The sequence below is a fragment of the Alteromonas sp. HB246098 genome (genome assembly GCF_054890645.1).
On record NZ_JBTZUG010000001.1, the window covers coordinates 145,078 to 167,074 of the forward strand.

Sequence of the window (21,997 nt, forward strand, 5' to 3'; positions counted from 1 at the left end):
ACCTTAAAAAAACACCAGCCTTTCATGGAACAATTTAACTTAGCGCTTAAAGCATAGAAAAAGCACAACTTTACTATCAGCTAAAACATTTTCATTAAAAATGCTTTGTTACGCGCACTCAGCTGAAATAACATCCAAAAGAAGCTTTTCTACAGGCAATAATTGGGTTAGTTGCGTACAATCTTCGTTATTTAGTGAACGCACCTTTTCTATAAGCACCTCACACGCTTTCTTGTCGTTTTTAACGGTAAATAGCTTCGGATGAATATAATATTTTCGGCATACTGTGGGCGTATTTCCAAGTTCTGCGGCCACAACCTTGCTTAAGGTACTTTCCCATTTTTTGGTTCTGGAATTATTTACTTGGTCATAGACGCGAGGAAGGTTGGTTAACGCGAACCGACTAGAGGCCCAAGTTCTAAAGTCTTTGCAACTAAACTGCTCGCTTAACTCTTTGTGAATAAACGCATTCACGTCTTCACTAGTTACATCGTGCCAGTGTTTACTCTTATCCTGATAGCGGAAAAGGCAATAACCTTGCTGCTGAGCGCAATCGCAAATCAGCGAGGCAAGTTCAGGATCAGTAACCTTTAAAGTTCTTGGTTTACCATGCTTTCCTGTGTAAGCAAGTTCAACGCTATCCTCACATTGTAACTGCACGTGTTTACGCCGCAGGGTAGTTAGCCCGTACGTTTCATTTTCTTTGCTATATTGAGCATTGCCTACCCTCGCACCTGTGTAATCAAGCAGAAGGCACACCAGCGCACATGCTCGTTCTTGCGTCCACGTTGGTTGCGAAATCAAAGAAAGGCAGTGTTCTCGAAATTCAGAAAGGGCGTTGCCGAAAGCAAGCAGACGCTCGAACTTTTCGACTTGCTGCTGTTCGTGCCATTTGTCATGGTAAATGTATTGTTTGCGTCCTTTCTCATCAAAGCCAACAGCCTGAATACTTGCCTTACTATCACGGCTGATAAAAGTGTTTTGCCAATTTGGGGGAATAACAAGCTTCTTGATACGTTTAATCACACGTTCGCCCGTTACTTTCTTGCCACTGCTATAGCGATAGTAAAACCGTTTACTTCCGCAAGGAATACGCTTTATCGTCAGGTGGCTATCGTCTGAATACACATTGCAATAGCCTTTAGTCCTTTTCATTTTTAGTTACTCCTTTCCCCTGCTTGCCCCAAAACAATAATAACTGAATAGCTGTAAGAGCACGCGTTAAGGGCGGCTTTGCTTCAATACTGACATGCCGTTGCGTTATTTTTGGGGCAAAGGTCAGTTCCCCTCGAACTACAGCGCTTATCTATAAAAAGAATTTACAGCTGAAATAAGGTAATTGATCACTTGCCTTTAAACCTTTTGCCGAGTTTATTTATCTACCCAGAGCTTTATCTACCAACAGGGGCTTTTCACCTACGCTGTAACAATTTTTCACATCCCGTGTAAAATAATCGCAGTATCAACTCTTATCTTCACCCTTAACGCTGATAGAGGCATCCTCATTTTCAATATTTGTCATCGACATCCCGCTCTTTTATTAACTAAACCATATGTAACGAACAGGAAATATCACTACTTTACAGTCAGTTAGAGCATACCGCCCTACAATTTAAACTAAAGTATTAGCTCTACTCATACTCCAGCGGAATACAAATTGAATAGTTAGTTATAACTAGTAATTAGCTGCAGACATTTAAAAGAGACATCTGCAAACAGTTGCTTGCGAGGTTTATGTGAGACCTATAACCGGCGAGTAACTCTTGAACTAATTAAGTGGATTTAATTAGAGAGTCCAAGAAAGAAGTCGAGGATTTAAATATGAGTATTCAAAATTCGAACAAGGTTGATTCAGAAAGCGCTAAAAGTAGCGAGCACGAAAACTTAAGGGCTAATGTCGTCTCTAACGACGAACTACAAGTAGCTGCCGTATTTAGTTCAAAGCAGAAAGTTCGTGAGGTACTTGAGATAGTGCAAAACAAAACATCAGTAGAATCATCACAGATAGAGATTATTGAAGCAGGTGATGCTAAGTTAAGTGAAAAGCTAGAGCGAAATAGCGAATCAATTGGAAAGAGTATGTGGTCTTCTCACCTTCTTCTTGGTTCACTCGGACTTGTAGCCGGATTAATTGCCGCTTTTCTATTAACTCAATTTGGGCCTGCACTTACGCAGCAAAACCCGTTGTTTACTTATATTGCATTAATAAGCCCTGGCCTCTTCATTGGGCTATTCGTAGCTGGGCTAATCGGTTTGCGTCCGGACAGAAATGAAGTAATACAGACAGTAAGGCATGCAGTTCGCTATGGCAAAGTGGCGTTAGTCATCAATCTTAGAAAGTCTCAATCATCATCAAAAGTGTCGCAGGTGTTGAAGCAGCATAGCGATAATGTAGTTGAATCTATTCGGTAGTGAAATTAATGACATGAAAACATGCTAAACGTCAGAATGTGTTAAAGTGTTAAATTGTTAAACTGTTGATTGAGCTTGCTACTTAAAACTCGCTTCTCAAAAGATACCACAGGGCAATATACCGAATTTCGCGTATATTGCCCTTTAACGTTTGGTTTGTAGCAATTTGAAAGAAAGACTAGGCACCGATTGTATGGATTTGATATTTTTTGATTTAGATGGGACTTTGTTAAATAAGTCTTCAGAAATTTCTTCTTTCACAAGAGAAACATTGGGCTTACTAAGTGAAAAGGATATTGCCTTTACGGTAGCCACAGGGCGCACCATGCACTCAGCACAATTCGTACTGCAGGGTCAATCTTTTGTACTACCTCATATCTATAATAATGGCGTAGCCATATGGGATCCAAGCGGAAATGCCTTAACCCTGGAAAACCTGCTCGCCCCTAGTGAAGTTAACCTTATTATTGAACATGCGGTTAAAAACAATATTACGCCTTTCATTAACACGGTTAATATGGATAGCCCTAACCACGAGCACGTGATTTATCATTCAGCGCCAAAACATCAAGTGGAATTCGATTTAATCGACAAATACTTTTCGCGAACGAAAGCGCGGCTTGACTCCATCGAAACCTTACCGGCGGATGCTCACATTACGAATATCAGTATGATTGGCGATGCAGCGCTGGTTTATGATATGTACAAACAACTAAACATGCATGACGAGTTGATTGCCTATTCCGGCCCTGCCATTGAAGGCGATGAATATCGTTGGATGGACGTTCACCACAATCTTGCCAACAAAGGCAGCGCAGTAGAGTTATTACGCGGTCAATTAGATGCAAGCAATGTTATTGTTTTTGGTGATAGTGACAACGACTTGAGTATGTTTAAACTTGCTGACGAAGCTTATGCGCCATCAAACGCAAAACCTTATATCAAAGATGCCGCCACTTCTGTTATTGGGCATCACGATGAAGATGGAATCGCTCGCTTTTTAAGAGAGCGATTCTCACTTTAGCCGTTATTGGCGCTTAGGCTACAGAATAAGGTGAAAACGTAGCCCACCTGTATGTAGCCAGACTTTATATTGGCCCAGCTTAATAAGGGCCCATTGTCGAATTGTATTGATGGTGGCCCAGACTATGTTCACGTGTTCATGGGCTACCATTCGATAGGCTCTCTGTCTTTTAAGAATTGACCGTGAGGGCCGCCCTCTTCCTGAGTTGCAAGCCAAATCGCGGTATCTGCACCTTCTTCCGGTGTCTTGGGCGCGTCGCTGCCGCCCATTCGGGTATGTACCCAGCCAGGGGTCATGCTGTTTACCGTGACATCAATCTTTTTGCCATCAGCAGCTTTATCGACCTCTGCAGCCATTTTTACGGTAAGGGCATTAATAGCGGCTTTCGTTACTGCGTAGCATAAAGGCCCTTTTAAACCTTCGGCAAAGCTACCGTAACTGGAACTTACGTTAATAATGCGACCAAATCCTCGTTCAATCATTTGCGGTAAGGTTTGCTGCATAAGCGTTAGGGGCGCACTTACATTAACCTGCATAGATTTCGCCAAACTTTCAGAATTTACTTCTTTCCAATCGGTGTCGTCTAATATCCCCGCGTTATTTATCAGAATATCGATGGGGCCATACACGGCTTCAGCACGCACAAACGCGTCTACAATGGCTGTTTCATTATCAAGAGGCAGTTCAATAACATGTATATCCCCACCTACTATTTCCTTTTTGGCTTCAAGACCTGACTCTTCATCTCGACATCCCATCAATACTTTGTAGCCTTTAGACAGCATTCCCTTCACTATTTCCAGGCCGATACCTCTATTGCCACCAGTTACTAATACGTTTTTCGTCATGCCAATACACTCCTTGCATTTACGCTTGGGCTTGTTTTGCCTCAAAACGATTGGATAAATAAAAACACAGCGGGAAAATTACGCTCCACACCAAAGCGATGAAAATATAAGAGAGCACCATGCTGGCACCTAGCTCTACGGCACCAAACTTAGCGCCTGCGATATAACTAAGAGGCGCAAAGACAGCCCCCGCAATTGCAGCGATAATCATTCGACCATTAAAAGCGGTTAAACTGTGGTAGACAGTCCCCGCAAATGCGGCCCATAGAAGGCTAAGCCATATGGGAATTGGCCAAAAGCTCACTAACACTTCTGTCTGATTAAAAATAAATAGACCACTTAACGTCAGTAAGGCGTCAACTAGAGTACCAAGCAGAAAAACGGCACTCATAAGCTTTATGTCTTCGATTCGTTTTGGGGAAAATACAATCCAAATCAAAAGTAGCCCCAGTACGGGAAGTACAGCGCTATTTTGAAACAGGATTACTAACCACCATATCGATTGAAACCACGCGAAATTGACAACCTTGAGTACTACCGTTTTATTCATTGTGAACGCTCATATGTTCTATACAAAAATATACGCTTTCCGCCTTGTGATAGTTCAAATCAAAAATCTCAAAAGTAAACGAAATCAAATAAGTGTAAGTATAAACGCTTAAGCTATTTGCTTTTTCCAATTACAAAGGATGTGTTAGTCGTGAAAATGGTGAAGTACTACATTCTCGGAGCATTGTTGGCGTTAGTGCTAACGGTAACTGTACCCGTGCTATTGCTTAAAATTGCATTCGGATGGGTAGCCTTTTCGCTTATTGCAGTAAGCAGTGCCTATTTGCTTAACTACCCAAGTTTATTTCGTAAACGCGAAGATGGCTCAATCCCCTTCTATATTCGTTGGATCTTTGTTCCATTTCTTTTGGGCTCAGGGCTGTATAACGAATATGCACGCAGAACAGACAAGGTTCCTCCGCTGCAAAAAATCGAACCCCATCTTTTTCTCGCATGCCGCATGTCTAGTCAACACGTAGACCTACTTAACGAAAATAATGTCGATGCCATCCTTGATGTTACAGCAGAGTTTGACGGTCTAGATTGGACAGCGTATCAGGAAGATTATAAGTACCTAAACGTTCCTGTCTTAGACCATACAAGCCCCACCGCTGAGCAACTTGTCCTTGCAATCAACTGGCTCAATCAGCAGATATCTGATAACAAAAATGTGGTTGTTCACTGCGCACTTGGCCGAGGCCGTTCGGTGCTAGTAGTGGCGGCTTATCTTCTGGCAAAGAATCCTAGTTTGAGTGTAGATGATGCCTTACGTCAGATTAATCAAATACGCCAAACAGCAAGGCTCAATAAACGCCAATTAGCGTCGTTACAAAAAGTGAGAGATGGCGGGCTCTTATCTTTACGAAAAGAACTAACGTTAATTGTTAACCCAGTAGCGGGCGGCGGTAAGTGGAAACAGTATCGAGGCGAAGTACTTTCTAGGCTTAATGAAAAGTTTAAAGTGACGGTAAAAGAAACCACACCGGAAGTAGACGGAAAAGCATTAGCGCAACAGGCCAAAGATGAAAAAGCGGATATTGTCATTGCCTGTGGCGGAGACGGTACATTAACCGAAGTTGCGTCAGCGCTAATTAATACTGACATCACCATGGGTATTATCCCTTTTGGAACGGCTAACGCGCTTAGCCAAGTGCTGCACGGGTATATCAGTAAAGTTATGCCTATAAGCACTGCCTGCGACATCATTATAAAGGGTGACACGTTAAAGATTGATACCGCAACTTGTAACGATAAAGTCATGTTGTTAGTAGCAGCCGTCGGTTTTGAAGAACAAATGATTTCGGCCGCTGACAGAGAAGAAAAAAACGTGGGAGGTCAGTTCGCCTATTTAAAAGGGCTGTGGAATGCTATTTCTAATAATGAAAATATGACATTTGAAGTAGCAAAAGATAACAAACCCGCAGAGACATTGGAAACGCCAAGCTTTGTGATCGCCAACGCTGCACCTATGACAACAGCATTGGCACAAGGCGCAGAGCAGCCGGATATAACGGACGGAAAGCTAGATCTCACTTGGTTATTACCGCAGCCAAGCTCTGACAGGCAGTTTGCATCGCTAGCGGAACTCGTTTTAAGCCCAGCCGAATCTAAAAAGCAATCAGACTCCATACGCCATGAACGCGCATCACAAATAACATTGTCATTCGATAAGCCTACTGCCTATGCAGTTGATGGTGAAATCTATGAAGGCGATAAAATTATTATAAAAACCGTCCCTAGAAGCCTCACCGTGCTTGCCAACTTTGAAGATAAGGATTAATTGTTACATGGCTCAGAAAAGTAATTTTGAAGAAATTTTTAGCTTCCTTAATGACAAGTTTTCTAATGAAACAGAGTACCTTCAAGCGGTACACGAAGTACTTGAAGACATTGTTCCTGTATACAATGCAAATGAACAATACAAAGCATTCGATATAGTCAGACGTATCAGCATGCCAGAGCGAGTTATTTACTTCACAGTCTCTTGGATGAATAGCGAGGGAAACATTGAAGTTAATCAAGGGTGGCGTGTGCAGCACAATTCGGCAATGGGCCCTTATAAAGGCGGGCTGCGTTTTCACCCTACCGTTAACTTATCGGTGCTGAAGTTTTTAGCATTCGAGCAATGTTTCAAAAATGCACTTACCGGCCTTCCAATGGGTGGCGGTAAAGGCGGTTCAGACTTTAACCCTAAAGGTCGCTCAAACCGAGACATCATGTTGTTTTGCCAGGCATTTATGCGTGAACTACAGCGCCACATAGGCGCCAATACGGACGTTCCAGCCGGTGATATTAATGTTGGGGGCCGTGAAATAGGTTATCTCTATGGCGAATACCGCAGGTTAAACAATAAGTTTGAAGGTGTATTAACAGGTAAAGGGCTTGAATTTGGCGGCAGTTATGTACGCACAGAAGCGACAGGCTTTGGCTTAATCTACTTTTTAGAAGCCGTCTGCCAGCACCAAGGTTCAAAAATAGAAGGCCAGACCATAGCAGTCTCTGGCGCGGGCAATGTAGCACTCCATGGCGCGCTTAAAGCAGTAGAAAAAGGCGGAAAGGTCATTTCTCTTTCTAATAGCCGAGGGCTTTTACATAACGAAGATGGGTTAACTGATACTGCACTTAAATGGGCAATAGAGAATCACGCTAACCGTAATAATATTCTTGCAGATATGGCTGACGAAAGCATGGGTAAGTGGGTACCTGATAAAAAGCCATGGCATTTAAAGTGTGATGTTGCCCTGCCTTGTGCAACTCAAAATGAGCTACTTGAAGATGACGCGAAAGCATTACTGGATAATGGTTGCCAAATGGTTTTAGAAGGAGCGAATATGCCGTGTACGAACGAAGCACAATCACGTTTTTTAGACGCTAAAATCGTTTATGTTCCGGGCAAAGCATCAAACGCGGGCGGTGTTGCTTTGTCTGGTTTAGAAATGAGCCAAAACGCTATGTTTAATCAACGGGATGCTAGTACGCTAGATGACCAACTTTATTCTATTATGGAGAGTATACATCAACGCTGTCTAGATGAAGGAAAGGCAAACAGTGGTGATTCCAAATACGTAAATTACATGAAGGGCGCTAACATTGCAGCGTTCAGGCGACTTGCTGATGCCATGGTTGCGCAAGGCGTATAACCTCATCCTCTTAATAAAGTTGTCGATAAGTTTACGGGTAAAGCCTCTGTGAATTTATCGGCAACCTCAGTGTAAATTTTGCTCTCTTCCTTTAACAAAACTGGCCTTCTTTTTATCAGCAAGACTAATAAAATAAATAAATTCATAAAGTTATATACATAAGATTCATGGAATAAAAATCGCATTACTAGAAGTGTCATTCACTTTTAAATTTGCAAAAGGAACTTCCCATGAAAATTTTTGAAGCACTTCGTCAAGATCACGAAAAGCAACGTTTACTGCTTAAGATCCTAGCTGAGACCAGCGGTAATACTGCGGCACGTCGCGAATACTTTGAAGAGTTAAAAACACAGCTTGAAAGTCATGCTATTGCAGAGGAGCGCCATTTTTATACGCACCTGTTAGAGAAAGATTCGACGGTAGATTTAACGCGTCACGGTATCGCGGAACACCATGAAATTGACGAGCTACTTGAAAAACTAGACGAAACTGACATGAGTTCACCGGCCTGGCTACGTCATTTAAAGAATCTACAAGAAAAAGTAGAGCATCACCTTGCCGACGAAGAGCAGGAGTTTTTTCAGGTTGCGGGCAGTGTTCTAAATGAACGTCAGAAAACTCAGCTAGCCGATGAATATAAAAAAGAAATGAAACAAGAGCTCGATGAAGAAAAACTGACAGCTTAGTTAAAATAACTGAAGCGCCATTAGGCGCTTCTCTTTTTTGTTAATGTTACATGAAAAAGCCAGCTTAAAACGCTGGCTTTTGTTTGTTTCGTTACTGCTTTACAACACTTATTACATTGTTACTCGCGCAGTAAAGCGAGTGACATCACCTACTTCTTGGCAATGATATAAATTGCGTGGATAACACCGGGAAAATAACCAAGGATGGTCAGTAGGATGTTAATCCAAAAATGCGCACCCAAGCCAACTTGTAAAAATACGCCTAGCGGTGGAAGTAAAATTGATAAAAGTATACGAATGATGTCCATAATAAATTCCTTGTTTTTGAAGTAATTTCACAACTCAGTAGGCAAAATACTCACACGTAGCGATATAATTAGGCCTATAGAGCGTTTTTACACGTCTCGTTGTTATTTTTTGCATTAACAATGCCAAGTCGCATGAACAATGCCGAGTAACTGGAACGTACATACGTTACCTTGGTGTATATAAATACCGAGCAAACTGCATTGCGTATACTTAAAAAAATAAACTTTTCCTTATAAAAAAGCTATTCACCGAAAGGCGTATTTTGAAGCCAATCATCAAGATCTGAACGATTTAGCGGGCGGCTAATGTAATAACCTTGCGCAATATCGCAGCCCCATTCCTTCAAAATTTCAAGGGAAGCTAAATCTTCTACACCCTCAGCAACCACTTTCAAATTAAAGACATTCGCCAAACTAAGCACAGTATGAACAATTTGTTGATCGTTCTCATCGCTAGCCAGAGAAAGAATAAAGCTTTTGTCTATTTTAATCGTTTTAACAGGTAAGTTCTTTAAATAGGCCAGTGACGAATAGCCAGTACCAAAATCGTCAATCGCGAAGTGAAAGCCTCTAGCAGTTAATTCGTTAAGGTTTTCAATCGCAAGTGATGCATCAGCAACTAAATCACTTTCGGTTATTTCAAGCTCTAACGATTCTGGTGATAGCCCCTCTTTCGTAAGCAGAGCCACAAGCTTGCTGAGTAGCACTTTGTTTTGAATGTCTTGCGTCGACAGGTTCATGGCAACGGTAAACCGATAACCCTTCGACCTAAAGTAAGATAAGTCAGTAATGGTTTGCTGCATCACCCAAGTTGTTACTTGCTCTATCAACCCTGCTTGCTCGGCAATAGTGATGAATTCATCTGGCGGCACAAAACCAAGCGCGCTATTGTTCCAGCGGATCAACGCCTCCATGCTGCAAACTTTCATCGTTTGCAAATCAACCTTGGGCTGGTAAACCATAGACAGTTCGTCTTGCTGGCTCACAAGCGAACGCTTCAATTCCGTTGTTATAGCAAGCCTGCGATTATACCTATCTTCTAAATCGGTCCGATACCGTACACACCAGCTATCACTATGAATAGCCTCATCGGTCACTATATTCATCTTTCTAAATAGCTCTTCAGAAGAAGAGGCGTCTTGAGGACACTCGATTACTGCCATAGCAACTTTAACAGGGATGGCAATTAAGTTACTTTCAACCGGCTGTTCCAAAATATGTTTAAGCGTTTCTAGCTGATCGTCGTTTAACGATTCGTGTGATATATACAGTATTTCGCCGCCAGCAAGCCGTGCAGACGTGCCAGGCCAGCGCTGCAAGCGCATTGCAAGTGCTTTAAGCGTGTTATCACCATTCGAGTAGCCATATAAGTCATTTATGGTTCTAAACCCAATAACGGTAATAGCTACAACCTGAACCGCTCGCCCCTCTTTAAGTTCAGACTCAAAATAGCCTTCAACATAGTTACGATTAAAAAGGCCGGTTAATACATCGTGTTCAGCCTGGTAGCGAATGTGCTTTTCACGACTTTTAATACTCTCTTGCATACTGTCTACGGCAACTGCAAGCTCTGTAATTTCTTTTAGTTTCGACGGTGATTCTAGGGTTGAACCATAACTACCCGATGCTACTTTATTTACGGCTTTAACTAGTTTAGAGACAGAGTCGCTCACATTTCTAGCCAGAAACAGGGAAAGTCCGAGCGCTACTAAAACAGCTAGTAGACAGAATGCCAGTATAGTTAATTGAATACGCGTAAACGCGTTAAAATAAGACGTTGTATCGACAGCTAATGTAATAGCAACCGGTAAATTTTGCTCAGAGCCTATACTTACCTGCCGCGCCAAGTAAGTTAATTCGTCTTTAAAGGTTACATCCACCCAAGACGGATCTTGTTGTGATGCAATTATTCGTTGTGCTTCATCGTTATCTAATGTTGCCTTGATGATCTCGTTGGAATCTGCCTTAGAAATGATAATTTCGGCATCAACAAGTTGCTTTAGCTGTTCAAGTAAATCATCGTCAAATTCAACACCAATTAACATGTAGTATCTGAGTGTCGGGATCTCTACCCGAATAAGATTCAGCTCAACTAAATTATCGTTTACAACAAAGAAGCCGCTGTCTCGACCTTTTGCAACAAGCGATAAACTACTCTCTACGTCCTGACCAACCTTGAATAAGTCTGTGTGGGTTGCAACAACCTTGTGATCAAGGCTCACTAACGCAATGATTTTGGTATTAAGGCGGTCTGCATAACTCGTAAATGCAGCTTCAATAGAGGGAATATTCTCGGTCCCAACGGCGCGCCTGAAATCAAAGGAACGCGCCAGGACTTTCGATACACTTTTGATAACGGCTTGCCTGTCGGCGACTACTTTATCGAAAACTTTTTCGGCTAATAGAATATCGTGATCAATATTTTGAACAACAAGTGTGTTTGCAGAGCGCCAAACAGCGCCAATAATCAGAAGTGATGCTATTACAATCCCTATTAATAAGGTTTGGAATAAAGTCTGGCTTAGTGTCTTTTGCACTATAATGCCCCGTGAAGATTGTTGTAATTTTGAAGCAGTCGAAATAGGTATCGACGTTAAGAATAGCTGAATAACAATAATAGGGACAGGTATAACATCCTGTAAATTTTAGATTTTAACGCTTTGTTACAAATGTTTCGCTCTTAACCGATATTTGCTAAAGCTAGGCTACTAAAGAAAAAAGCGAGGAAAAGCAAAAAGCCAGCTTAGCGCTGGCTTTTATTACTATTTGGTGCGGAAAGCGGGACTTGAACCCGCACGAGCTATGCTCACCACCCCCTCAAGATGGCGTGTCTACCAATTCCACCACTTCCGCGAAACTTTTTATATGCTTAGTTTGAACCTTCAGAGCCATCAGCTACAGGAACATCAGTACCATCAGCTACAGGCACATCAGATGCGTCTGCTTCACCGGCTGGCACGTCGCTTTGCGCCGCATCATCAATAACCGGTACATCCTGGTCAGCCGGAAGCTGCACCGGCTCTTCAACAGCCGCTGGAACTTCTAAGTTGTTCCATTCATCTTCAGCACTTTCGCGGTTGGCGGTCAACGCACCTAAAGTAAGGCTAATGAAGAAAAACAAACCTGCCAATATGCCAGTGGTACGCGTCATAAAGTTGCCCGAACCAGACGAACCAAATACTGTGTTTGAACCACCTGAGCCAAATGAAGCGCCCATATCTGCGCCTTTACCCTGTTGAATTAAAACAAATCCAATAAGTAAAAGTGCAACAATTAGGTATGCTACTAATAGCACTTCGTAAATCATAAATACCTCGTCAGTTTGCCGCTTGGCAAATTGAAATAAAATCTTCAGCCTTTAAACTGGCCCCGCCAATCAAACCGCCATCTACGTCTTTTTGCGCAAATAAGGTGTTGGCATTATCTGGCTTAACACTTCCGCCGTATAAAATACGTAGGCCCTGTGCCAGCTCTGTGTCTACTTTATTAAAGTAGCCACGAATAAATTCGTGAACGTCTTGTGCTTGTTCTGGGCTGGCAGTTTTACCTGTACCTATTGCCCAAATTGGCTCGTAAGCTATAACTGTTTTGCTTAGTTCATCAACAGACATTGCATTAACAAGAGCGTTTAGCTGTTCACCGACAAACGACTCTACGTTGTCAGCCTCTCTCACTTCAAGGGGTTCACCCACACAAATGATAGGAACTATGCCAGATGCGACACACTGCTTAGCTTTCAGCGCTACAAGTTCGCTTGACTCACCTTGGTCTTCGCGTCTTTCAGAGTGCCCAACGATTGCGTATTCACAACCTGCTTCTTTAAGCATTTGGACTGATAACTCACCAGTATGTGCGCCATTTTCTAAATGACTTACGTTTTGAGTACCGATAGCAAATGAACGAGTTTCAAATGCGTGTAAAAGTAGAGAAGGAGCACAAATCACTATTTCCGATTCAGCTTTTACATCAGCAAGTTTCTGATTAAATTCAGCAACTAATGCCAAATTTCCATTCATTTTCCAATTGCCAGCCACGAATGGCTTTCTTACATTTTCACTCACAACGCAGACCTTAGCCCTGTCTTTAAAGCGGGCGTGATATTAACTATTTAATTGAAAAGATACAAGCACAAAAAGCAAAATTTCCTGCTACGCCAACTAATTGGCGAGATTACGAACAGTTTCTGCAATATGCTCAGCCCATTTATGAGATTGTGCATCGTCGTTCGACTCTACCATCACTCGAATTAGTGGTTCAGTACCACTTTTACGCAGTAACACCCTGCCCGTCTTACCTAATGCAGATTCCGCTTCTTTCTTAGCGTTTTGTACATCTTGATGTGACAGGTAATCCACTTCTTGGTTTGCGTAACGCACGTTAACCAATGTTTGCGGGTACATGTCAAAACCGCTCGCTAAGTCGTGTAGATCCATATGAGAACGCAACATTGCAGCAAGCACTTGAAGCCCGGCAACAATACCATCACCCGTAGAGCTCATATTTAGATTGAGAACATGACCTGAATTTTCACCACCAATAGACCAGCCTTTCTGCTGCAGCAATTCCATCACGTATCTGTCGCCTACGTTACTTCTTACAAATGGAACACCCAGCTTCGAAAGCGCGTTTTCAAGACCAAGGTTACTCATCAAAGTGCCCACTACACCGCCCTGCATCTTGCCATTTTTAAGCGCATCACGGGCAATAATGTAAACAATCTGGTCTCCGTCTAAAACGTTTCCTAGGTGGTCTACCATCATAATGCGATCGCCGTCGCCATCTAACGCAAAGCCAAGGTCAGCGCCTGTCTCTTTAACCTTTTCTACAATCGCATTCATTGAAGTTGCGCCAACGCCGTCGTTGATGTTTAGGCCATCAGGCGCTGTTCCTAGTTCAACTACTGTTGCGCCTAGTTCACGAAGAACGTTTGGCGCTATGTGATATGTAGCGCCATGCGCGCAATCCACTACTATTTTGAGGCCCGTTAACGATAGCTCAGAAGGGAATGTACCCTTACAAAATTCAATGTAGCGGCCTGCTGCGTCATTAATTCGAGTGGCTTTACCTAACTTGTCAGACGCTACGCATGTCATTGGGCGCTCTAACATGTCTTCAATAGCTAGCTCAATATCGTCATCTAGCTTAAAGCCTTGAGCAGAGAAGAATTTGATGCCGTTATCGTAAAAAGGGTTATGGGAGGCACTGATTACGATACCCGCTTCAGAACGGAATGTTTTCGTTAGATACGCAATAGCCGGTGTGGGCATAGGTCCTAGCAAGCCGATATTAATGCCTGCAGCTGATAGACCAGCTTCTAGCGAGGACTCTAGCATATAGCCAGATATACGTGTGTCTTTACCGATAAGTACTTTATTTGTGCCGCGGCCAGCTAGAACTTTACCCGCTGCCCATCCTAATTTGGTCACAAACTCTGGGTTGATATTGCTCTCACCCACTTTTCCACGTATACCATCGGTGCCAAAATATTTGCGCTGAGTCATTATTATTCCTTATTTAATCGTATTCAGCATTTTCACGATATTGACAGCGTCCGCTGTTTCTTTAACGTCGTGAACGCGAATAATCTGTGCGCCCATTTGGGCGACAATTGTAGCGAGGCTTACGCTTCCAGCCAAGCGCTCATCTACTTTTCTATTAAGCAAATTGCCTATCATTGATTTGCGTGACATTCCAACTAAGACGGGAAAGCCCAACGACATAATATCAGGCAGATGTTTAACCAGGGCATAGTTATGCTCTAGCGTTTTACCAAATCCGTAACCTGGGTCGAACAATATCGACTCTTTCGCAATGCCAGCTTGCTCACACACTTTTGTGCGAGCTATTAAAAACTGACTTACTTCCTCAATTACATTGCTATATTCGGGGTTATTTTGCATAGTTCGCGGTTGCCCCTTCATATGCATTAAGCATACGGGTACGGCAGCGATCGCGGCGGCTTCTAGCGCGCCGGGTTCTTGTAAAGCACGTACATCATTAATTAACCCTGCACCCGCGTTGACTGCTTCACGCATTACTTCTGCTTTACTGGTATCAATAGATATCACAGCATCGCTATTTTTTGCGACTGCTTCAATAACAGGTATTGTGCGGTCTAGTTCTTCTTGCAAAGATACATCAGGGGCGCCAGGTCGTGTAGATTCACCACCAATGTCAATGAAGGTTGCGCCATCATCAAGCATGCAATGCGCATGTTCAACTGCTTGTGTCACATTGGCGTGCTTGCCACCGTCAGAGAAAGAGTCAGGGGTTACATTTAATATGCCCATCACATGAGACTGTGATAGATCGACGAAGTGCTTTCCAAACTGCATGAATTACTCGCATTATTGTTCTTTAAAGATGAAGCTATAGAGCAAACTGATTTTAACCCACAGAGATAGCGATAAGCATTAGATTAAAATCAAACTGCTCTAACAAAAAACGCCAGCTGAACTGGCGTTTTTTAATTAGTGTAGCGGCTTAGCTTGGGATATCGCCCGGCTTGCCTACAGATGGTTTATCAACACCATCGTTTTTAATTTCACCTTCGCGAACTGGTGCACCACCGCTTGGCTTATCGCCACCAGACGGCTTGCTGTCATCCCAGTCTGCAGGAGGACGAACGTCAGTGCGGTTCATCAGGTCATCAATCTGCTTAGCATCAATAGTTTCGTACTTCATCAGTGCGTCTTTCATTGAGTGTAAGATATCAATGTTGTCTTCAAGGATTTTTTGAGCGCGTTCGTAGTTGCTGTCGATCAATGACTTGATTTCGGCATCAATAGCACGTGCTGTGTCGTCAGACATATTCGTTGCCTTAGACATAGACTTACCTAGGAACACTTCACCTTCGTCTTCAGCATAGAGCATTGGACCCATTTTGCTCGACAAGCCCCACTGAGTCACCATCTTACGAGCAATTTCAGTTGCGCGCTCGATGTCGTTAGACGCACCCGTTGTTACTTTGTCGTCGCCGTAAATGATGGCTTCAGCAATACGCCCACCAAACAAGCTAGAAATCATGCTTTCTAAGTGTTGTTTAGAATGACTTACACGGTCTTGCTCTGGCAAGTACATGGTCACACCCAACGCGCGACCGCGAGGAATGATCGATACTTTATAAACCGGATCGTGCTCTGGCACTAAGCGACCAACAATGGCGTGACCTGCTTCGTGATACGCTGTCATTTCTTTTTCAGGCTCAGACATCACCATAGACTTACGCTCAGAGCCCATCATGATTTTGTCTTTCGCTTTTTCAAACTCTTCCATTGAAACAAGGCGCTTGTTGCCGCGAGCAGCGAACAATGCAGCTTCGTTTACTAGGTTAGCAAGGTCAGCACCTGAGAAACCTGGTGTACCGCGAGCAATAACTGACGGTTCTACGTTATCAGCCACTGGCACTTTGCGAATGTGAACCTTAAGAATTTGTTCACGGCCGCGGATATCAGGAAGACCAACCACTACTTGACGGTCAAAACGACCAGGACGAAGAAGCGCAGGGTCTAGTACGTCAGGGCGGTTAGTTGCCGCAATAACGATGATACCTTCATGACCTTCAAAGCCGTCCATTTCAACAAGCATTTGGTTAAGTGTTTGTTCACGCTCGTCGTGACCACCACCTAAACCTGCACCACGTTGACGGCCTACCGCATCAATTTCGTCAATGAAGATAATGCAAGGCGCTGCTTTCTTAGCTTGTTCGAACATATCACGAACACGCGATGCACCAACACCCACGAACATCTCAACAAAATCAGAACCCGAGATAGTAAAGAAAGGTACTTTTGCTTCACCCGCGATAGCTTTCGCAAGCAAAGTTTTACCCGTACCAGGAGGACCTACCATAAGTACGCCCTTCGGAATTTTACCGCCAAGCTTCTGGAACTTAGACGGGTCGCGAAGGAAGTCAACTAACTCAGATACGTCTTCTTTAGCTTCATCACAGCCTGCTACGTCAGCAAATGTCGTCTTAATTTGGTCTTCACCAAGTAAGCGAGCTTTGCTTTTACCGAAAGACATAGCGCCACGGCCGCCACCACCTTGCATTTGACGCATGAAGAATATCCATACACCGATAAGCAATAACATGGGGAACCATGAAATGAAAATTGACGTTAGAAGAGACTGCTCTTCCGGTGGTTCACCGTAAACTCTTACATCGTTTTTGACTAAGTCAGATACCAACTTGTCATCAAAGTAAGGTACGAATGTTTGGAAAGTTTCGCCTGAACGCTTTGTACCGCGAATTTCGCCACTATTGTTGATGCGAACTTCACGAATATTTCCCTGTTCTGCTTCTCTCAAAAACGTTGTGTAGTCAGTTTGCGAACGAGACGATTCACTCGGTGAAAAGCTCTGAAAAACCGACATTAAAACAACGGCGATGACTAACCATAAGATTAAATTTTTTGCCATATCGCTCAATGCTACTAACCTCTATAAACCCGAATTGCTTGTATATTCAACAAGTTGTTTATTGAATAAACGGCACAACTCGCAACGAAAACCGCTTAACCCAAAGCGTACTACACTTTATACCCACAAGCCACCAAATACACCTCACGAGAACGTGATCTGGACGAGTCAGGCTTACGCGTCTTTATGGTTGTGAAAGATTGTTTAAGCGCGTTCATGAACTCAACAAAACCTTCACCTTGGAACACCTTAATAACAAAAGAACCTCCAGGCTTTAAAACTTGGTGACACATATCTAGCGCTAATTCGCAAAGGTACATAGAGCGAGATTGATCAACCGAAGCGTTACCTGCAAGGTTCGGTGCCATATCAGACAACACAATATCTACGGTGTTCCCACCAATTCTGTTCAATAGTGCATCGAGAACCGCGTCCTCTCTGAAATCACCTTGTAAAAAGTCTACGCCGACTATCGGGTCCATTGGCAAAATATCGCACGCGATAACTTGACCATTGTCGCCAACAAGCTGTGCAGCTAACTGTGACCAGCCTCCTGGTGCAGCACCAAGGTCTACAAGTGTCATTCCTGGCTTTATAAGCTTATCTTTTTTCTGGATTTCTTCCAGTTTATAAATAGCTCGCGAGCGCCAACCTTCCTTATTTGCTTTCTGCACATAATGGTCGTTGACGTGTTCTTGTAACCAGCGTTTACTGCTGGCGGAGTGTTTCTTTTTTGTCATTCCAGTACAATGTCATTAGGATTGTAGAGAAGATGGCGTTAGAATACGTTATTTCAAGCATAAACTAACAGATTAATTGTAAGAAATATTACTAGATGAAACTTTCAAATAAACAGAAACAATTCCTAAAAGGTCTTGCACACCCGTTAAAACCTGTTGTGCAGCTAGGTGGGAACGGCCTGACAGAAGGTGTAGTTGCGGAGATTGACAACGCACTTAGTCACCATGAATTAATTAAAGTTAAGGTGCCAACCGATGATCGCGAAGAAAAAGCGCTTATCATGGATGCCATTGTACGTGAAACCAACTCAGTTAAGCTTCAGGTAATTGGTCACACGCTAATTATCTACCGTCAAAGCGAAGACTGTAAAATTCAGTTGCCAAAATAGCTGCAAAGTAACTGAATAAAAGGTGCCGTTCCCTTTCGGCACCATAGTTTTTCTTCTTACTTCCCGTTAACATCACGTTAATAATAGTGAACAAACAGGGTTTAAGGGAAAACTATGACGCTAAATAATCTTACCGCCGTTGTCACTGGCGGTTGTTCAGGACTTGGTCACGCAACTGCTATCGCGCTACGCGATGCGGGTGCTAACGTCAGCCTTTTCGATCTAAATGACGAACTTGGCGCGCAACGCGTTGAAGAATTAGGTAAGGACAACACGCTTTTCACCAAAACCGATGTTCGTGATGAGGCTTCTGTTCAAGCGGCTATAGATGCGACAACCGAAAGATTTGGGGCCATTTCTTTAGTGGTTAACTGCGCAGGTATCGCCCCTGCAAAACGTTTACTTGATAAAGAAGGCAACTCTGCCCCGCTTGGCGATTTTCAGAAAACTATCGATATCAACTTAGTAGGAAGCTTTAATGTTTCTCGCTTAGTAGCTGCAACGATGGCAAAGCAATCGCCAATTAACGCAGAAGGCGAGCGTGGTCTTATTGTAAATACTGCTTCAGTTGCTGGCTATGAGGGTCAAATAGGCCAAACTGCCTATGCCGCAAGTAAAGGCGGCATTATTGGTCTAACTCTACCAATGGCACGAGATTTAGCGCCGCTAGGCATCCGCGTTAATACGATAGCGCCGGGTGTAATGGGCACGCCAATGCTGCTTGCTATGCCAGAAAAGGTGCAAGACGCCCTTTCTGCTAACGTTCAGTTTCCAAAGCGCCTTGGCCTACCTGAAGAGTTTGCAAAACTGGTTATTCATATGGCAAACAACAGTTACTTGAATGGTGAGACAATCCGCTTAGACGGCGGGCTGCGCATGCCACCAAAGTAGTAAATAACTACGCTAACACTTTAGTCAAAAAACCGCCCGAATGAAGGCGGTTTTTTTTGAGTCGTGACTTGTGCTCACTACTCTCGCTTAAAGCTATTCGCCATCTCCACCGTTCACAATAAGGGCGATATTGTATAAACGATTCACAGCATGGTAGTTAATAGAATTTTTAGGGTAACGCCCTTTACTGCTAATTTTGCCTGCTTCCTGTTCCATTAGAATAGTTAGCGCGTCATCAACGGTTTCAACGGTGTAAATATGAAACAGCCCTTTTTTCACGGCATCGATAACGGTGGCATCTAATACCAAATTTATTGCATTCGATTTAGGGATAATAACGCCCTGCGTACCGGTTAGGCCGCGGTGCTGACACAAGTCGAAAAAGCCTTCTATCTTTTCGTTCACACCGCCCACCGCTTGCACTTCACCGTATTGGTTTATTGAACCTGTAATAGCCAAGGTTTGTAGGCACGGGATTTCAGTAAGAGCAGATATAAGCGCAACCAGTTCTCCAAGGGATGCGCTGTCGCCGTCTATATGACCGTATGACTGCTCTAATGCGATGTTGGCAGATAACGTTAACGGGAAATGCTGAGCGTATTTATTACCTAAATAGCCGTTAAGTAACATAACCCCTTTAGAGTGTATGGGCTGTCCAAGCTCTACTTCACGCTCGATATCAACTACGCCACTTGCCCCAGCAAACACAGTAGATGTGATGCGTGCAGGCGTACCAAATGCGGTGTCACCAATATCCAATACGGTTAATCCGTTTACTTTTCCTACCGCTTTGCCCTCAGTAGCAATAAGCACGTGACCTTCTTTAATATCGTTTAAAAGCGTTTGACTAACACGGCCTGTGCGACGTTTTTTGGCACTTAATGCTGTTTTTAAATGATCGAGCTCTAGCGTGTCGGCATTCGACTTCTTGCAGAAATAGTAAGCTTCATTAACTAGCTCGATAACTTCAGCAAAATGCGCTGAGAGCTTTTCTTTGTGTTCGGCCATTCTAAGCGAATACTCAACCAACCTGCACATGGCGTTAGCCGTTATACCTTCAAGCCCTAATGTATTAAGATGCGCTCGCACCTTGCCCACAAAGTCGAAAAGCGCCTGTCGAGTAACGGGGATTTCTAAATCAAAATCCACTAACACTCTGAATAGCTCGTCAAACTCATCATCATAATCTTGCAGGGTGTAGTACAAATCGCGGGAGCCTAGCAAAACGATTTTCACATTTAAGTCGATAGGCTGTGGGTTTAGTGTGATGTTATTCACCATACCCACGTCTTGCTGCGGTAAATCCATGCGCAAACGCTGGGACTTAATGGCAAGTTTCAGGGTATCCCACACAAAAGGCTGCTCGATTAGTTGGTCGACATCCAGTAAAAGGTAGCCGCCATTTGCGCGGTGCAGTGCTCCTGACTGTATCATTCTGTAATTGGTAAATACGCTACCATGAATGTTGGTATATTCAATTTTACCGAACAGGTTTTGGTAGGTAGGGTTCGGCTCGTAAATAACAGGTGCCGCATCGTCTAATTTATTTGATACCAATACATTAGGAAGAAACTGCTCTTCTAAAAATATCTTCTTATCGAAATCGTCACTCTTTTCCTCTTTTTGCTCTTCATTATGAATAACTAAGATAGCGTTAACCAAAGCGGTTTTAAGCTGTTTTAGATACTTCATAACCCCAAGCTCAGAGGCGTATTTGTGCTCAAACACTTTGATAAGGGGCTTAATCACATGCTCTGCGGTCTTTTTATCAAGCTCACGCAGCCTTTCTGAATTTTCGCGCTTCCACGTAGGTAAACTCAACAGACTTTCACTCAGTCTATTTTCTAAATCATCTATGAGCGTGTAAAAGCCTTCTCGCTGCTCGTCTGTAAGCGATGCAAAATCAGTATCTCTTATTGGCTTGCCATTAATGATAGGTGAAAACGTAATTGAGCCACCCTCTTCATAAAGCGCAACGTCGTTAGCTTGTGCGTAACGCTCTACAGCATCAATAGCTGCATCGTACTTTTGTTCAAACTCTCTGGAAATAGATGCACGGCGGCGCTGATAACCAGGGTTATCAAATGCAATAGGCAGTGAATCTAATACATCATCGATAAGTGCAGCCATATCTTTTTGAAACGCCTTACCGCCACCTGGCGGGAATTTTAGCGCTACTGGCTGGCGTTCGTCGTCAAAGTTGTTGATATAACACCAATCGTCGGGTGCACGAAGCTGTGCGACTTGGCGTTCAATGTAGTCTTTTACTAAAGTGAAACGCCCTGTGGCAGGCTCACCCATTACGTAAAGGTTGTAACCTTTGGTGTTAATACCTAATCCAAAAGTGAGCGCTTCCCGTGCACGCTCTTGCCCAATAAAAGTCGCGTTTAGCGCTTCATCGTCTTTTAAGGCACTGTTTACCGCTCGGCGATTTATGGTAGGTGATAGCGCGTCTACATTTAACGCATATATATTAGTGTCTACAGACATGCCTGTTCTATTTTCGTTTCTTTACTTAAGTGAAACCCTAATTAACAGCACTGTCAAACGGTTAACTCTAATAAGGCAGCTTTACGTTGTTAATTGCAC

General features: G+C 43.2%; 19 protein-coding genes and 1 tRNA gene. 7 read left to right on the forward strand and 13 right to left on the reverse strand.

Annotation, left to right across the window (positions count from 1 at the left end):
* Window positions 1-108: 108 nt before the first annotated feature.
* Entirely contained in the window at window positions 109-1,155 is a 1,047-nt protein-coding gene (locus ACYTPF_RS00625) for a DNA topoisomerase IB (RefSeq protein ID WP_461850839.1), read from the reverse strand.
* Window positions 1,156-1,821: 666 nt separating this feature from the next.
* On the opposite strand from ACYTPF_RS00625, the gene ACYTPF_RS00630 reads away from it, so the two are divergent.
* Both ACYTPF_RS00630 and ACYTPF_RS00635 read left to right on the forward strand, forming a co-directional pair.
* Window positions 1,822-2,412 (forward strand): hypothetical protein, encoded by a 591-nt coding sequence (locus ACYTPF_RS00630; RefSeq protein ID WP_179983340.1) that lies wholly within the window; start codon window positions 1,822-1,824, stop codon window positions 2,410-2,412.
* A 193-nt stretch (window positions 2,413-2,605) separates the two neighbouring features.
* A complete protein-coding gene (locus tag ACYTPF_RS00635; RefSeq protein ID WP_179983339.1) occupies window positions 2,606-3,436 on the forward strand; it encodes an HAD family hydrolase in 831 nt (276 codons plus the stop codon).
* Between the two features lie 143 nt (window positions 3,437-3,579).
* On the opposite strand, the gene ACYTPF_RS00640 is transcribed toward ACYTPF_RS00635, so the two are convergent.
* Together ACYTPF_RS00640 and ACYTPF_RS00645 are read right to left on the reverse strand one after the other, a co-directional pair.
* Complete coding sequence (locus tag ACYTPF_RS00640; RefSeq protein WP_179983338.1) at window positions 3,580-4,284, reverse strand: SDR family NAD(P)-dependent oxidoreductase; 705 nt, start codon at window positions 4,282-4,284, stop codon at window positions 3,580-3,582.
* A 19-nt stretch (window positions 4,285-4,303) separates the two neighbouring features.
* Entirely contained in the window at window positions 4,304-4,834 is a 531-nt protein-coding gene (locus tag ACYTPF_RS00645; RefSeq protein WP_179983337.1) for a DUF2878 domain-containing protein, read from the reverse strand.
* 150 nt (window positions 4,835-4,984) lie between these two features.
* On the opposite strand from ACYTPF_RS00645, the gene ACYTPF_RS00650 reads away from it, so the two are divergent.
* The 3 genes from ACYTPF_RS00650 (at window position 4,985) to ACYTPF_RS00660 (ending at window position 8,659) form a co-directional block, all read left to right on the forward strand.
* Window positions 4,985-6,613 (forward strand): diacylglycerol kinase family protein, encoded by a 1,629-nt coding sequence (locus ACYTPF_RS00650; protein ID WP_461850840.1) that lies wholly within the window; start codon window positions 4,985-4,987, stop codon window positions 6,611-6,613.
* Window positions 6,614-6,620: 7 nt separating this feature from the next.
* Window positions 6,621-7,973, forward strand: coding sequence for an NADP-specific glutamate dehydrogenase (gene gdhA, locus ACYTPF_RS00655; RefSeq protein ID WP_461850841.1), 1,353 nt, complete (start codon window positions 6,621-6,623; stop codon window positions 7,971-7,973).
* A gap of 230 nt (window positions 7,974-8,203) precedes the next feature.
* The gene (locus tag ACYTPF_RS00660; protein ID WP_269916539.1) at window positions 8,204-8,659 is read left to right on the forward strand and encodes a hemerythrin domain-containing protein; all 456 of its coding nucleotides are present in this window, start codon (window positions 8,204-8,206) and stop codon (window positions 8,657-8,659) included.
* A 149-nt stretch (window positions 8,660-8,808) separates the two neighbouring features.
* Here the strand turns inward: ACYTPF_RS00660 and ACYTPF_RS00665 are convergent, their stop codons facing one another.
* The 9 genes from ACYTPF_RS00665 to rlmE all read right to left on the reverse strand — a co-directional run bounded on the left by ACYTPF_RS00665 (window position 8,809) and on the right by rlmE (window position 18,128).
* Window positions 8,809-8,967, reverse strand: coding sequence for a YqaE/Pmp3 family membrane protein (locus ACYTPF_RS00665; protein ID WP_015067141.1), 159 nt, complete (start codon window positions 8,965-8,967; stop codon window positions 8,809-8,811).
* A 242-nt stretch (window positions 8,968-9,209) separates the two neighbouring features.
* On the reverse strand, window positions 9,210-11,504 hold the full coding sequence (locus tag ACYTPF_RS00670; protein ID WP_461850842.1) for a bifunctional diguanylate cyclase/phosphodiesterase: 2,295 nt from the start codon (window positions 11,502-11,504) through the stop codon (window positions 9,210-9,212).
* A 230-nt stretch (window positions 11,505-11,734) separates the two neighbouring features.
* Window positions 11,735-11,820: transfer RNA gene (locus tag ACYTPF_RS00675), tRNA-Leu, on the reverse strand.
* Between the two features lie 16 nt (window positions 11,821-11,836).
* A complete protein-coding gene (gene secG, locus ACYTPF_RS00680) occupies window positions 11,837-12,274 on the reverse strand; it encodes a preprotein translocase subunit SecG (protein WP_461850843.1) in 438 nt (145 codons plus the stop codon).
* 10 nt (window positions 12,275-12,284) lie between these two features.
* The gene (tpiA, locus tag ACYTPF_RS00685) at window positions 12,285-13,028 is read right to left on the reverse strand and encodes a triose-phosphate isomerase (protein WP_461850844.1); all 744 of its coding nucleotides are present in this window, start codon (window positions 13,026-13,028) and stop codon (window positions 12,285-12,287) included.
* A gap of 96 nt (window positions 13,029-13,124) precedes the next feature.
* The gene (glmM, locus tag ACYTPF_RS00690; RefSeq protein WP_461850845.1) at window positions 13,125-14,468 is read right to left on the reverse strand and encodes a phosphoglucosamine mutase; all 1,344 of its coding nucleotides are present in this window, start codon (window positions 14,466-14,468) and stop codon (window positions 13,125-13,127) included.
* A 9-nt stretch (window positions 14,469-14,477) separates the two neighbouring features.
* On the reverse strand, window positions 14,478-15,302 hold the full coding sequence (gene folP / locus ACYTPF_RS00695; protein WP_461850846.1) for a dihydropteroate synthase: 825 nt from the start codon (window positions 15,300-15,302) through the stop codon (window positions 14,478-14,480).
* A gap of 148 nt (window positions 15,303-15,450) precedes the next feature.
* Window positions 15,451-17,397 (reverse strand): ATP-dependent zinc metalloprotease FtsH, encoded by a 1,947-nt coding sequence (ftsH, locus tag ACYTPF_RS00700; RefSeq protein ID WP_179983328.1) that lies wholly within the window; start codon window positions 17,395-17,397, stop codon window positions 15,451-15,453.
* 101 nt (window positions 17,398-17,498) lie between these two features.
* Window positions 17,499-18,128 carry a 23S rRNA (uridine(2552)-2'-O)-methyltransferase RlmE gene (gene rlmE / locus ACYTPF_RS00705; RefSeq protein ID WP_014949364.1) on the reverse strand — a complete coding sequence of 210 codons (630 nt, stop codon included), beginning with the start codon at window positions 18,126-18,128 and terminating at the stop codon, window positions 17,499-17,501.
* A 95-nt stretch (window positions 18,129-18,223) separates the two neighbouring features.
* On the opposite strand from rlmE, the gene yhbY reads away from it, so the two are divergent.
* Both yhbY and ACYTPF_RS00715 read left to right on the forward strand, forming a co-directional pair.
* Window positions 18,224-18,517 (forward strand): ribosome assembly RNA-binding protein YhbY, encoded by a 294-nt coding sequence (gene yhbY / locus ACYTPF_RS00710; protein ID WP_014949363.1) that lies wholly within the window; start codon window positions 18,224-18,226, stop codon window positions 18,515-18,517.
* Window positions 18,518-18,631: 114 nt separating this feature from the next.
* The gene (locus ACYTPF_RS00715) at window positions 18,632-19,408 is read left to right on the forward strand and encodes a 3-hydroxyacyl-CoA dehydrogenase (protein WP_461850847.1); all 777 of its coding nucleotides are present in this window, start codon (window positions 18,632-18,634) and stop codon (window positions 19,406-19,408) included.
* Between the two features lie 93 nt (window positions 19,409-19,501).
* Here ACYTPF_RS00715 and ACYTPF_RS00720 read toward each other — a convergent pair whose 3' ends face one another.
* The gene (locus ACYTPF_RS00720; protein WP_461850848.1) at window positions 19,502-21,898 is read right to left on the reverse strand and encodes a Lon protease family protein; all 2,397 of its coding nucleotides are present in this window, start codon (window positions 21,896-21,898) and stop codon (window positions 19,502-19,504) included.
* Between the last annotated feature and the right edge of the window lie 99 nt (window positions 21,899-21,997).

Excerpts from the sequence above, each read along its gene's own strand:
- folP (WP_461850846.1), bottom strand. The coding sequence starts at position 15,302 with ATGCAGTTTGGAAAGCACTTCGTCGATCTATCACAGTCTCATGTGATG.
- rlmE (WP_014949364.1), bottom strand. The coding sequence starts at position 18,128 with ATGACAAAAAAGAAACACTCCGCCAGCAGTAAACGCTGGTTACAAGAA.
- ACYTPF_RS00635 (WP_179983339.1), top strand. The coding sequence starts at position 2,606 with ATGGATTTGATATTTTTTGATTTAGATGGGACTTTGTTAAATAAGTCT.
- gdhA (WP_461850841.1), top strand. The coding sequence starts at position 6,621 with ATGGCTCAGAAAAGTAATTTTGAAGAAATTTTTAGCTTCCTTAATGAC.
- ACYTPF_RS00660 (WP_269916539.1), top strand. The coding sequence starts at position 8,204 with ATGAAAATTTTTGAAGCACTTCGTCAAGATCACGAAAAGCAACGTTTA.
- ACYTPF_RS00630 (WP_179983340.1), top strand. The coding sequence starts at position 1,822 with ATGAGTATTCAAAATTCGAACAAGGTTGATTCAGAAAGCGCTAAAAGT.
- ACYTPF_RS00715 (WP_461850847.1), top strand. The coding sequence starts at position 18,632 with ATGACGCTAAATAATCTTACCGCCGTTGTCACTGGCGGTTGTTCAGGA.
- glmM (WP_461850845.1), bottom strand. The coding sequence starts at position 14,468 with ATGACTCAGCGCAAATATTTTGGCACCGATGGTATACGTGGAAAAGTG.
- ACYTPF_RS00665 (WP_015067141.1), bottom strand. The coding sequence starts at position 8,967 with ATGGACATCATTCGTATACTTTTATCAATTTTACTTCCACCGCTAGGC.
- ACYTPF_RS00645 (WP_179983337.1), bottom strand. The coding sequence starts at position 4,834 with ATGAATAAAACGGTAGTACTCAAGGTTGTCAATTTCGCGTGGTTTCAA.
- ACYTPF_RS00640 (WP_179983338.1), bottom strand. The coding sequence starts at position 4,284 with ATGACGAAAAACGTATTAGTAACTGGTGGCAATAGAGGTATCGGCCTG.
- ACYTPF_RS00625 (WP_461850839.1), bottom strand. The coding sequence starts at position 1,155 with ATGAAAAGGACTAAAGGCTATTGCAATGTGTATTCAGACGATAGCCAC.
- secG (WP_461850843.1), bottom strand. The coding sequence starts at position 12,274 with ATGATTTACGAAGTGCTATTAGTAGCATACCTAATTGTTGCACTTTTA.
- yhbY (WP_014949363.1), top strand. The coding sequence starts at position 18,224 with ATGAAACTTTCAAATAAACAGAAACAATTCCTAAAAGGTCTTGCACAC.
- ACYTPF_RS00720 (WP_461850848.1), bottom strand. The coding sequence starts at position 21,898 with ATGTCTGTAGACACTAATATATATGCGTTAAATGTAGACGCGCTATCA.